Annotated in this window: 15 protein-coding genes; all 15 read right to left on the minus strand. The window is 35.4% G+C overall.

Features of this window, described 5'->3' with window-relative positions; all coding sequences use genetic code 11:
- Positions 1-2,890, minus strand: a 2,890-nt coding sequence (locus tag Q0257_RS03510; protein ID WP_298021599.1) for a hemagglutinin repeat-containing protein, incomplete at its 3' end; no start/stop codon positions are given.
- 21 nt (positions 2,891-2,911) lie between these two features.
- Positions 2,912-3,304: a phytanoyl-CoA dioxygenase gene (locus Q0257_RS03515; RefSeq protein ID WP_298021603.1), complete on the minus strand. Its 393-nt coding sequence runs from the start codon at positions 3,302-3,304 to the stop codon at positions 2,912-2,914.
- A gap of 38 nt (positions 3,305-3,342) precedes the next feature.
- The gene (locus Q0257_RS03520; RefSeq protein WP_298021606.1) at positions 3,343-3,735 is read right to left on the minus strand and encodes a phytanoyl-CoA dioxygenase; all 393 of its coding nucleotides are present in this window, start codon (positions 3,733-3,735) and stop codon (positions 3,343-3,345) included.
- A 93-nt stretch (positions 3,736-3,828) separates the two neighbouring features.
- Complete coding sequence (locus Q0257_RS03525; RefSeq protein ID WP_297941414.1) at positions 3,829-4,101, minus strand: colicin immunity domain-containing protein; 273 nt, start codon at positions 4,099-4,101, stop codon at positions 3,829-3,831.
- Positions 4,102-4,122: 21 nt separating this feature from the next.
- On the minus strand, positions 4,123-4,395 hold the full coding sequence (locus Q0257_RS03530) for a hypothetical protein (protein WP_298021608.1): 273 nt from the start codon (positions 4,393-4,395) through the stop codon (positions 4,123-4,125).
- 46 nt (positions 4,396-4,441) lie between these two features.
- A complete protein-coding gene (locus Q0257_RS03535; RefSeq protein WP_298021611.1) occupies positions 4,442-4,921 on the minus strand; it encodes a hypothetical protein in 480 nt (159 codons plus the stop codon).
- Positions 4,922-5,013: 92 nt separating this feature from the next.
- Positions 5,014-5,574 (minus strand): hypothetical protein, encoded by a 561-nt coding sequence (locus Q0257_RS03540; RefSeq protein WP_298021614.1) that lies wholly within the window; start codon positions 5,572-5,574, stop codon positions 5,014-5,016.
- A gap of 25 nt (positions 5,575-5,599) precedes the next feature.
- Entirely contained in the window at positions 5,600-5,989 is a 390-nt protein-coding gene (locus tag Q0257_RS03545) for a phytanoyl-CoA dioxygenase (protein ID WP_298021617.1), read from the minus strand.
- A gap of 33 nt (positions 5,990-6,022) precedes the next feature.
- Positions 6,023-6,364, minus strand: a complete 342-nt coding sequence (locus Q0257_RS03550) for a hypothetical protein (protein ID WP_298021620.1) — start codon at positions 6,362-6,364, stop codon at positions 6,023-6,025.
- Positions 6,365-6,430: 66 nt separating this feature from the next.
- The gene (locus tag Q0257_RS03555; RefSeq protein WP_298021622.1) at positions 6,431-7,393 is read right to left on the minus strand and encodes a hypothetical protein; all 963 of its coding nucleotides are present in this window, start codon (positions 7,391-7,393) and stop codon (positions 6,431-6,433) included.
- A gap of 270 nt (positions 7,394-7,663) precedes the next feature.
- Positions 7,664-8,059, minus strand: a complete 396-nt coding sequence (locus Q0257_RS03560) for an Imm41 family immunity protein (protein WP_297942899.1) — start codon at positions 8,057-8,059, stop codon at positions 7,664-7,666.
- Positions 8,060-8,063: 4 nt separating this feature from the next.
- Positions 8,064-8,450: an Imm41 family immunity protein gene (locus Q0257_RS03565; RefSeq protein WP_298021625.1), complete on the minus strand. Its 387-nt coding sequence runs from the start codon at positions 8,448-8,450 to the stop codon at positions 8,064-8,066.
- A gap of 73 nt (positions 8,451-8,523) precedes the next feature.
- Positions 8,524-8,859 (minus strand): hypothetical protein, encoded by a 336-nt coding sequence (locus tag Q0257_RS03570; RefSeq protein ID WP_298021628.1) that lies wholly within the window; start codon positions 8,857-8,859, stop codon positions 8,524-8,526.
- 8 nt (positions 8,860-8,867) lie between these two features.
- Positions 8,868-9,329 (minus strand): hypothetical protein, encoded by a 462-nt coding sequence (locus Q0257_RS03575; protein WP_298021631.1) that lies wholly within the window; start codon positions 9,327-9,329, stop codon positions 8,868-8,870.
- A 2,267-nt stretch (positions 9,330-11,596) separates the two neighbouring features.
- The gene (locus tag Q0257_RS03580; RefSeq protein ID WP_298021633.1) at positions 11,597-12,823 is read right to left on the minus strand and encodes a tyrosine-type recombinase/integrase; all 1,227 of its coding nucleotides are present in this window, start codon (positions 12,821-12,823) and stop codon (positions 11,597-11,599) included.
- Between the last annotated feature and the right edge of the window lie 108 nt (positions 12,824-12,931).

The raw sequence follows: 12,931 nt of genomic DNA on the forward strand, positions 1-12,931 counted from the left end.
AGTAGGATAGGTTTCTATTATTAGCGTAGTTAATCGATGAAATTTTAGACTTAGGGTCGGTAGCACTATCTTTAGCTTCAGCATTCTTGCTATCACTAGCTTGGCTGTCGCTATGCTTGCTTCCTCCTTCTTGTTGCGGATCTTTAAAAGCATAATTTGCCCCTATGCTTAAAGAATTTGATTTGTCGTATCTGGTGTTGCTTAAATTTGAGAATGTTAGGCTGTCTGTTTTTAATCTAAGCTTGCCGTTATCTATGAAATTTCCATTCTCATCATAGTAGCCTGCGGCTATTAGTGAGCCTTTTAGATCGGTATTAGATCCTACCTCTATGTTTAACTCTTTAGCGGTTATGCTAGATAGCACGGTCTGTTTTACCATAGTGCTTGATTTGGATCTGGAGTAGTTGGCGTTTATGCTTGAAAGCTTGGAATCCTTATACCTTACTATGTTATTGCCTATGTCATAGGGATTGTCCGGATCGGAGGTTGTTTTACTGCCGCTTATGCCTATACCTGCCCCTATAGAGCTTGATTTGCTATCGTAATTATAGCTATCTCTTAAGCTATGAAGGCTTAGATCATGTCCTACCTTTAAAGCTAAAGCATTATCCGCTCTAAGGTTTGCTCCTTTTATTAAAGCGTCGTTACTAGCTAAGGCGTATATATTATGTCCTGCATAAACTTTAGCGTTATTGTGGCTAAGGCTCTCTTCTTTCATATTGCTTTTAGAGTAATCAAGCCCTGCGCTTCCTCCTCCGCCTCCATACATGGTAGCAGATACTCTTCCGCTTATGGTTTTAGAGCTTTGCTTAGCTTCATAGCTATCTTGCGAAGCATCGATAAATAGATTATGAGTGTTTAGGTATATATCATTGCTAGCATATAAATTTGAGCCTTTGATATTTATAGCGGTATCTTTATTGCTATCAGTTAAAATTTTAATATTATTGCCGCTAAGATTAGAGGCTACGGAGTTACTTGATTTAGAACTATCTTTAGAAGAGGTTCCGCTAAGCTCTGCGGAGGCGCCTACGCTAAAGCCCCAGGTAACCCAGCTAGAGGATGCGGCAGATCCTTGAGAGATGAGGGCGGCGGTTTTAGAGGCTACGTTGGCAGTGGCTAGAGCGATATTTGATAAATAGTATTTCTCCTCGTCCTTTACGTCCTCTATTATGTTTTGCAGGTCTTCGATATCGGAGTAGTCTATGCCTACCTCTTTAGCCTTATAGCGGTTCTTTAACTCGACAAGTTTATCCTGCAGAGCATTTTTCTGATCCTTATACTCCTTATATTGTTTTTTGGTCTGATTTAGCTGTTTTATCGCTTCTTGCAAGGCGATAGCCGCAGGAGCTATCTGGGCATATTCGTTTTGAACGGTAAGAGATATGGAGCTTTCCAGATGTTTAGAATTAGATGAGGAGCTTGCGGTATCGGTGGAATTTATTATATTTATATTTCCATCTTTGGATATTAAGTTAAGATCCTCCTTGGCCTTTAAGCTTGAGCCTATAACGCTTAGGCTATTATCCCCTCTAAGAGTTATATTTTTAGCTTCCATATTAGAAGAGACGGTCTCGGTACCGTATAAGTTCGTATTGGATTTATCGTATGAGGCATCGGCTAACTTTACTTTGATACTGGTATCCTTCTTAAATTCATCTAAGGACTTAGGCTTCATCTGACTTAGAATATCTTTTACTTTAGCAACAGATACAGAGGTGCTTTTTTGCAAGCTTTGTTCGCTATATTCGTTAGCGGCAGCGGATATAGTTAGGTTTTTGGCGTCTATATTTATATCTCCGCCTGCTTTCATATTTGAAGTTATAAAAGCTGTAGGAGAGTTTAAGCCTATATCGCCCGCAGCTTTGATATCAGATAGTTTCGATATACCCTCTTTTACCTGCTTGCTATTATAATCCGATCTATATATCTCAGTAAAGGTCTTGCCGCCTATCTTTTCTACTCCTATAGCAGCTATAGCATTTTCCGGAGCTATGATAGATGCTGCTACCAAACCGGAATATGTTAGAACCGATATAGGGTTGAATCTTGTTCTTTTATGGGCGCTTAGCTCCTGCTTATACTCCTTGGCTGCTAGGATATTTATGGAATTTCCCGCGCCCAAGTTTAGATTGCGTCCGCTTGAAATATCCGCAGATATTAAGCTTAGATCGTTCTTTGCTCTTAAGTTTATATCTGCTGTTTCGCTAGATAGGGAGGAGCTTTGTAAATTTTGCTTATAAAGCGAGTGCATATCCATGCTGGCTTTCAATCCGCCCAAAGAGGATTTGGAGCTATTTTTATAGTTTAAGGAGTTATAGCTTAGAGGCGATATATTGATATTGTTTCCCGCCTGCATATCTATGGCTTCTTTAGCTTTTAACGCAGAGCCTGCTATATTGATATCCGCTTCTTGCGAGCTAAGCATTATATTTTTAGCCCTTATGCTGGTAGGTACTACGCTTTGATTTAGAATTTTAGTAGTAGTGCTTTTTTTAGACGCAAAGCCCTTCTCTTTAAATTCGCTCTCGTAGTAGTTGCTATCGACATCCCCACTTAGATTTATGGAGTTCTTTGCCTGCAGCAAAGCATCTCCGTTATGCGCATTAATATCCGCTCCGCTTATGGCTATACCGTCCGCTTTGATTAAGATATTATCTTTGGCGTTAAGTTTGGAGCTTGTATTCTTAACGATATCCTCTTTATAGTATCCGCCCTTGCTTTTAAAGTTATAGCTTAGCTTCTCCTCCGCGCTATTTATATTTACGTCCTTTGCGGCGTTTAGGATTAAATTTGCAGCCGAGTCTATGCTTGCTCCGCTTACGTATGCCAAGAAAGCTTGAGCGCTTAGGCATAGCAGCAGAGTAAAGATATGTAGGATAAATTTCATTCTACCAGGTCTAATCCGGGTTTAATCATAGTCGAAGTCGTCCAAATCGTATCCGAAAATATGTAAAGTTTTTAAAGCTAATTCTCTGACCTCTATCCAAGACTTATTCTGATATACTAGATAGTCACCATCTTCTTCCCCCTTTAATATACTGTCATCTTCAGTGTACTTATCTATAAGCTCCTTAAGTTCTCTTAGCGCATCCCTCTCGTATGGTAAGAAACAAAATTCAAACCGCTCCAATAAAGCGTTCTTGCATTCGGTATATAAGAGTTCCGCCATTTCCGACGGATCTTCATATTTATTGATTGTGGGATGAACGATATATTTGTCCTGATATTCCAAAGAAGCCATTCGACTTAGACGGCACATAAGAGTACCTTTCCTAAATATCTCTTTTCCGTTAATTTGCATTTGGGTTTCCTTTTTATTTAAGCGCTGTCTCCGTAAGCTTAATATAATAGGTCAAAGTCGCCTAAATCATATCCGAAAATATGCAAGGTCTTTAAGGCCAACTCTCTGACCTCTATCCAGGATTTGTTCTGATAGACTAGATAATCGTAGGTATCTCCTTCTAGCAGGCTTTGATCTTTAAAGTATTTATAAATAAGCTCTGCAAGCTCTTTTAAGATCTCTCTTTCATAGGGTAAGAAGCAGAATTCAAATTTTTCGTCAAGGGCTCGCCAGCATTCATCACATAGTAGTTCCGCCATTTCTGATGGGTCTTCGTAAGATTTAGCTGTGGCATGCACTAGATATTTATCTTGATGTTCCAAAGAAGCCATTCGGCTTAAATAAAACATAAGACCGCCTTTCTCAAATATCTCTTTTCCGTTAATTTGCATTTGGGTTTCCTTTTATTGGGATGTGGGTTTTGCCCACATTATATCGTAATATATTTTTAAAATTCTCGCAAAAATTATCATTTTATAAAACTACTATTTTAAAAGCGTAATTTGTTTTAAAGCCTTTTTCGCGCACTCCCTTAGATCCTCTTCACTTAATGAATCGCCTACCGTATCATCACCCCTCAACTCTTCGTCTGGTTCGAATTCATCGATGTCAGTAAGAAGTCTATTAAGCGGCTCATAATATTCATCGGGAAAATTTTTATCATTCATAAATTTATCCCAATATATCTTTTCAAATTTAAATACGTCGATTCTGTTTTGCAAAAAATCCTCTATTATTTTTATATATTCCTCTATCATTGACCCTCTTTCGGTATATTTTTAATCGCCCGTCGCTTTAATACTTAGAACCGACCATAGATTACTACCTATATTCACGCCTTCGCATAAATTTTTTATAATTGTTAAGTCGTTAGAAGAAATTTTTATATCATATTCATACATTTGAACTAAAAAATCTTCCAGCGCTATACCATATTCTCCAGCCCTAACCAGCTCTTTCAAATAAATTACAAAGTCACACCGACCGACTCCGGCAAATTCATCTTCGTAATTACGGAATAAATTTAAAAATATCGAATTGCCATGTCTCATTCACTACTTTCCTTAAATTTATTTATCACTGCTACCTCATAATCTTCTAGCTTCGAATTTCTATTTGAATATCAAGCAAGTCATCGTGATCTGGGTATTTAGCGGTTTCTGAGAGCGTAAATTGTATCACGTCTAGCAACTGCCTAGCCAGATCGCTGTATTTTTTCTTGAATGCATCAAAATGTAAGAAAATTAGCTTTAAATCGTCTCGAACGCCCTGCTTATTTTTTAAACCGTATCGTGAGTTTTCCTCTTTTTCCTCGATATATTCGCTATAGCTTTCCCATTCCTCCTTATCTTCATATTGCTCCCATTCTTCCTCGCTGTAGTCTTTCCATTCTTTAAATCGTAGAAACCAAAAAAAGTCCGCGAATGCATCAGGACCGATACGCAGCGGCAAAGAAAGCTTTTCAGATAAATATGAGTATAACTTATTCTCTATTTCTTTGGGACAATAATCATGCCACTCATCGATATATCTTCTGTATTTTTGCAACTCGTCAAAGTCAATCACTACTTCTATCATTTTTCCTCACCCCAACTATGCTAACGCATATTTTCTTAAAATTCTAAAAATCAAACAAACGTAAATTAACGCAAACTCGCCTTTATTAAATTTTAGTACAAATCAGACCAAAAAGGCACATACGGGCATTTTCCGACCGGCTCAAGAGGATTTTTGCTAAATTCCCTCAAAAAGTAGTCATATAAATTTTTCCCATAATAGATGACGTCGGTATAGTATATAGATAAGACCGGTGGATCCGGTAATTTAATACACGGCATATACCTATGAGAATATATAGGTATAATCTTAGGCGCTATTTTGGCTGCTTCTAGTATAATGGCTCGCTTGCGAGATTGGTCTTCGGGCATCGGACCCCATTTTTGCGTATTCCAATAGCCCTCATTTGGAAAAATTTCATCAATAGGATCGTTTTTTAAATATTCAAAGACGTAGTTCATAGCCTGCTTTATCTCCTTTATATTTTCATCGCTAAAGTCTCTCCAATTATAAAATTCTACCGAAATAGGCAATGTATATGACAAAAAATCTCTTAGGCTTTTTGGAAATTTAAACTCATAAATTTGCTCTATTTTGTCTATTTCGCTCTCTTTCAAACCATCGCTCAATTCTATGCCGCTCTTTTCTAGCAGCTCTTTTATTTGCTTATACATATTCTATTTTATCCTTATAAGGCTTTTAGTCGTAGTTGAAGTCATCTAAATCATATCCGAAAATTTTGATTGTTTTTAAGGCCAACTCCCTGACCTCTATCCAGGACTTATTGTGATAGACCAAATATTCATAATCTTCTACGTATAATGATCTATCGTCCTTAAAGTTTTTAAGAATAAGAGACCTAAGCTCTCTTAGCGCATCCCTTTCGTATGGCAAGAAGCAAAATTCAAATTCCTCCAATAGGGCATTAGCGCAAGAATCACATAAAAAATATACCATCTCCTTAGGATTTTCGCAATCTTCATCTGTAGCGTGCACAAGATATTTATCTTGATATTCTAAAGAAGCCATTACGCATAGTTTGTACAGAAGCACGCCCTTGCGAAATATATGTTTTCCATCAATTTGCATTTGGGTTTCCTTTTATTGGGATATGGGTTTCATCTAGCATTCTAAACTCGCATATTTTAATAAAATTTTCGGTCTTATATACAGTTCTATCTGCACCATTATGTCTATAGCAAAATTTTGTCCTATTTCTATAAATTCGCCATCTTTATTTCTTCTGATGTTTAAGGACTCGATGCATTCGGCGGTAAATTCCACAGCTGTCTCCCTGCCTGCTTTTATAGTAATTTCCACCCATCCCTCGACTATACAATATGTAAATATTAGCCCGTCTATTTCGAACGTATATTTTCCAATATCGCTATCTATTTCATCCGGGTAAAAACCAAAAAAATCGCTCATCTCCATCACGTCGAGATACGTTTTTATATATGTCATTTTATGCCTTCCTTTTGGGATGATAGTTATAAATTTTATACTTTAATCATGCCGAGAAAATAAATTTCATACAATTACATACACCGAGCTTTGATTAAATTTAGCCTCTGAAAAATCTACGATCTTTTCATTATCTCTTAAAGTATAAAGCTCGAAATCCGCGCTCAGCTCATCGATATTATAGAAATCCAAACATAAAGCAAATCTACTGTTCTCAATATCCATATTTTCGATCTTTTCCTTTACCAATTTCAAAAATAAAAGGCATTCTTTAATAAAATCATCTTCCTTTAAATTTGGATTTTTGATCTCCACTTCATTGATCGACCACTCAAAATCGCTTAAGCCTTGATATATTGAAGAATTAATTAAAATGTTCTCTGTTGTAGCTATTCTTTCCCTTTTAAGATTCTTGATAAAAAATATTCCTGTGTCAAGATAGATCAGGCCTTCGCGCAATAGCTGCTTTAATTGCGATATTTTCAGATCTTTGATTGAGCCGCTAAGAGCAATAAATTTAATTAAATTCGGATCGGCATACAAAGTTCCTCTTTTTATCTCTCTTACTTTTTGCGCTCTGGAAAATAGCTCTTCATTATTTTTAGGCAGAAGAAAAACCGCTTTGTTCAAATTAACCTCTTTTTTATCTATCGTCACTTTTGCCTTGCTGTTTTTCTCGCAAAATTTTAAAAAGTTGATTCCATATTTAATCTCGTCGTTTAGCCCTATACAGCCAAAACCCTTGCTATCATGCGGATAGACGGCTAAATTTAAACTCGGAAAAACTATAAAGCACCATTCGTTTATAGAATAATCATAGCACATTAAAAATTTAGCCAGCTCTTTTATGTCGTCCCATTTTAGAATATCCATTCTTATGCACATAGCGGGCAACGGATATTCTTTATCTCTAGCCAGAGAAAAATACTCATTTTGTTCTTGCAAAATTCCAAGATCTTTAAATTTATCGTATAACGGCTTTACCTGCGAGATTGCTTTATATTTTTTGTATGCTTTATTATCACACATTAGAGCGCTTACGATAAATACTTCATCGCTATATTTTCTAAAAAAGTTATCGAATAATTTTATCGCTAAGCTTACGCCGCTTAGCCAGCCCCTGCTTTCGATCTCAAAGAAACCGATCCAGTTTTTAGAAGCACTAAAGCTGCTAAAAATTTATATCGCTCAGCCTTAAACTACTATTTGTCAAATTTAATAACTTTTTCATTTTTATCCACCGTAATTTTTGCTTTTGCTAAATTATACACCTTATTTGCGAAGCAAAGATCATTTATATTAATTTTCATAGAAAAATTTGATTTTATAGAAATTTTCATCCCCTGAGGCAACCGCCAATAATAAGCTTTTTATACGGCGAAATCTATCGAAAATATTCGGCTTTGTATCTTCTTGATATTTATACGTTTTAAAACATTCGCTTTTTGCGTCTATATCTACGTCGCGCCAACTTCCGTTTAGAAATATATCATTAGAGATAGAAATAATGCCTTGCATTATTTCTGGGTCCAACTCCTTGTTTTTATAATGCCGCAAAATCTTTTTTAAATCGGCTTCCAATTTCCAATATTCATCATCGGACCATAGATTATTATCTAAAATCATACCTATGAACGAATTTGCATCATATCTATCATCAAATGCGGTATTTCTATAAAAATTTACAAGATTCATTGCATTAATCCTTTGGATTATACCAAAAACCGCTATTGCTAAATTCTTCTTTGAATACGATGCTGTTGCACAGAACCTTTAATCTTTCAAATCTATCATATATGCTAGGCACTACGCCGTCGCTGTTTTTCGCGCACAACATATTGCTTACATAAATTTCCGATTTATCCTCCACGCCGATAACATCATTAAATATCGCTAGTATTGCGATGAAAATTTCTCTTGGAAGCGTTTTTTTATGATAAAAGCTCAAAATCTGCATTAAAGTTTTATCTAACTCCCAATAGTCGCAATCCGACCAGGTTCTTTGATATATAAATTTCCCGACAAACGAATTGATGCTGAATTTATCAGAATTCGTTGAATTCTGGCATAAAAGCTCTAGGCTCATTAATCACCGTCCTTTTTCATTTATTCATTAAATTTAGCCATCTTTATGGCAAATTTGCGTTTATAAAAATTGATTATTCTCTATTTGATAACTCTTTAGATAGAATCTTTGAATCAGGATACAATTTTTTCAAAAATTCTATCTCTTCTTGATCTAGCTCATTTAAAACCTCTTCTGTCGGTCTTTCGCTTAAAATTTTTCCATAAACCAAACTCAATCGCTTATATGCGCGCGGGTTACCATTCTTTTCAAATTGCCTTATTATGACAATCCTGCACTCTTTTGTTATTTCGGTATCGCCCATAAAAAGATCTTTTATATCGCAAGAGGCGCTTTGCTCTTTATATAGATAAAATATCCACGCAAATAATATTATAGCGGCGGCAATAAAGTAAATTTTATTTTTCATGAAATCTCTTATTCTTTTGGTTTTTTATCCGTGCAATATAGATGTATGACTTCATCCATGTTAATCTCTTTTTCCTTTCCGATCCGCTCCGTACATAATGTGAAATTTCCCTCCCTCAAAACGCACTTTTTTAATAAACCAACTATAAAGTCGTTATTTGTGCATAGATCTAAATTTCCAGAATGAAATTTTTTAATAAAATTTAGCTCTTCTTTGTCTAATTCTTGCTGCGCCTTTTTATCTACACAATATCTATCTAAAAAATAAAATTCATAAAAATAGAAAAGTCGCCTATGCGCCCCGCTGTTGCCATTATTAGCCCGTCGTATCAATTTTAATCTGCATTTTTGCTCCATACGATTGTAGTTTTGCCTCAACATATCGTTAATATCACAAGGTGAAAAACTTAGCACCGAAAGAATAATATAAATATAAAGAAATATACTAATTATGATGAGAAAAAATTTCATTTTATATCCTTACTTATTTTTGGTTTTTTAGATATAACCGATCAATCATAGAATTTGCGATTTAATTAGTAATAAAAGTGGTGTCCTGCGTTGAATTTTTACAACCCTCAGAATTCCCCCGAACACTCGATTATAGAATATCCGTATATAGTCTTTTAAAAAACTATATAAAAATATTTATCGTCTCTTAAGGAAACTTTAAATAATAAGCAAAAATGAGTTAAGGAGTTTCAAGCCTTAAGAAATTTAGCTTAAGCCTTGTAGCAGCTCAAGGTTTAAAATCTTAAGGAGGCTGATTAATACATTTTCACTAAATGCCTTAAGCGCCCATCTGTAAGATGTTTGTTCTTTAAGGCAAAGAACAAATAAAAACAGATAGAGCTTAAAGCCTTCTTCGTCCTTATGAACAAGGGGATTATATTAGAAAGATCTTAAAAGCTTCTTAGCTCAAATTTATTAATCTCTTCTTTTACTTTCATTTACAGATAAAAAGTCTAAAGACTTAGAGGCTTCTTTAAAAGTATAGAGGAAGCTATGCTATTTTCTTGTATAGTATTAAGATAGCCAAAGACTTTTAAAATATGGGAGAGTGATTAAAAAATGATGGGTTGCCACCCTTAATACTTCATACCTAAATATCTTCAATATCCTTTAGATATTCAAGCATTCTATTAGAGCAAAGCCCAAAATATCAAAAGCAAGGCTACACATAAAATATCCTTAAAAGGGATAGGCTAAGAGGTTGCTCTATCTATGATAAAAGAACTGCTTTGGCAAATAATATCCCCACAAGCGATAAAAATATATTAAGATCAAATACTATTTATAATATAGTACTAGACAAAAAATACTCCTGAAAGAAATAAATAAAAGTTTATCCTACCCACTTAGATATAGAAAATTCTGTCTATATAATAACACCCCTACAAGGAATAATCGCAACGGCGGGTGGCAGACGAGCAAACGCTCCGCTAGCGACGAGCGAGACAGCCCCGTAACCTTTAACGGAGGCGCTACCTCCACGCGGCTTTTCAGATAGCCCCCTTGATCAAATTTAATGCACTTAGGCAATAAATAAAACGAAGAAGAAGGCTATCTAGGGAAAAAACTCTAGGGGCAAAAAGACGTTACATCTTTAGAATTTAGTTAAAACAGAAGCTTTTTAGATTAATGTGCGAAGCTATAACGCACCTCTGCGATTTTTCTTATTACCCCAAACCGCCAGCGGGGAACTAAAGATTAAGAATGCTTGATAAACGCTTAGGCTTATCAATAAAACATTACCGATAACGTAACCCATCGAAAAACCGTAATATATAAACTTTAAAGGTTACTTCAAAAGCCCAAAGGCTTTTTAACATATAAAACATTCTTTCTCCTTAGTAAAAACGTTATAAGATATTTCAAAAATACCTTATGAAAACAATATAGCTGAAAAACAAAAAAATGATATGAGCTGCTTTAAAAGACGGGGGTTGTTTTAATAAACATGGATCTAAAGGTAATGAAGGAACCTGGTAAACCTAAGATTATAAAGGTAAAGTAAGCTTATGAGAGCTGGAGAGCAATGAAGCACAACCTACAAACCGAGCATTAAAAGATATGAAAGCTTAATATGCAATATGCAAGAAATTCCTAGTAAAAAGCGTAAAACTAAAAGAATAGAAATACTTCAGAATTTATATAATCTATCGCGGCCTTATCCTCGCAAGCACTCGTCTTTAGTATCAAAAAAGACGAGTGCTCCAAAAGAAAGCAATACGCTAAAATGAGGATGAGCGCTTAGGAAAGGAGTAGTAAAGAAGTAATATGCATAAAGGGAAAGCCAGCGCTTTTTTAAAAGAGATTAAAGGTAGCTCGCATGTTCTTAATTATCCGTGCAAATCCACCTCTGATTCTAAACCCATACTGTGAATTCTGCTCATAACTTTCCAAAATTTCACCGAAATTACGGCAGGCTAGAGAATGATAAGCCATGGATAGGTTTCGCTATAGCCCCCTACTTTACCATTTTTCCGCTTATCCGGAAATTTCTAAAACACATGGCATATAGACTTAAAGGCGCTATCCATAGTAGGAATGTGATCTTAAGGCTCAATTCTATACTTAAGAATAAAATTTAAGCTCCTTATGGCATTATAACATTTGTGGATTTGGCGTTGGTGGAGTGCGTAAGCTTCTCAATAGGTTTAGAATAAAAGACCCTGTATATCCCAAACTGCATAAAACCTTATAAGAAGCCATCCCTTTAGTTTGTTTTTACCTTCTTAAAATTTAAACCCCAACCCCTTTAAATAACCTAGCCACCATGTTAGAACCCTACGCGTATTCTCAATATTCGTAGCTTTGTTATAAATCTTTTGTATCTCTCTTTGTGCATGAAAAAGGGTACGTTCAATGCTATAAGGATCCAGCTTGTTCTCATGTATTTTCTCATATGCAAAGGTTTCTAGTATCTTTCTAAAAGAGTGAAAAACCAGTCTATTCTTAGCTATTACGGGAGCATAGGTTTTAAGCGCTTTAACTAGAGTCATATCGCTTAGTACCTCTCCTTGCGTATTGGCAAAGCATAACGGGCAGCTGCTATTATGAGCGTGTAACCTTTGCAGCCATTGCCCTACTTCTCTAGGAAGCCCCAGATGTTCATCTCCATTGCTTTTTACCTTATTCTCATCTTGCGGGAATAGTAAGTAGTATTCTCCATCATCGTCCACTTTTAAATGCTCATGGGTTAAATTTCTTACGTTTGAGCTTCTTAATCCGGTAAGTAGTCCAAAGATCAAAGCATTCTTGACGCCTATTTGGTGAGGATAGTTCATGATAAATTTGATAAGTACGGTTAAATCCAAGTCATCTTTTATATATGGGTATTCGCTACGACGAGGTATATTATAAAAGTCCTTAAATACCTCTTCTGCAAATAATGGATTTTTAGAAATATCTCTTATGCGAGCATATCTGAATAGTCTTTTAATAAGTTTGAATAAAATTTCCAAGGAGGCGTACTTCTCATTATCGTAATAATAATCCAGTATCGGCATAATATCCTTTTTGCTTATCTTGTTTATATCTTTGTCGCAAATATCCCTTAAAGCTTTAAAGCTCATATCTCGTCTTTTAGAAGTTGCTAATGCAACATTGCCGTTATGTCTGCGAAACTGTCTATAAACGCTTGCCAGAGTATTTTTAGCAGGGATCAGCTTGGCAGAATCATCTATCATTAAACCTTTAAGAGTTTCCTTGGCTTCATTAAGACTTATCTCATCTGCACTACCTAAAGACTTAATCAGCTTACCGCCTATTGAGTAGTGATAGTGCCTATGGATTGTTTGCTCTCCCTTTTTATTAAATGAGCGGTAAAATCTAACTGCTATATGCTCATCTATCATTTCTACCATAGTATTTTTGCGATAAGGCAGGGAGAAATTTCTGATCACTTTATCGGGGTTCGTTTTAAAAGCCGGATCGTCTTTAATTTTAGAAAAAACCTTCATAACTACTTATCCTTTAAAATTTAATATAGTTTCATAGGACAAATTATAAAAGTTTCCAAAGAGTTTAACAAGCTTAAGAGCTACTATACATTTTTTAATATATAGTAG

Origin of the sequence: uncultured Campylobacter sp., assembly GCF_938018035.1 — a bacterium.
Classification (GTDB): Bacteria; Campylobacterota; Campylobacteria; order Campylobacterales; family Campylobacteraceae; genus Campylobacter_B.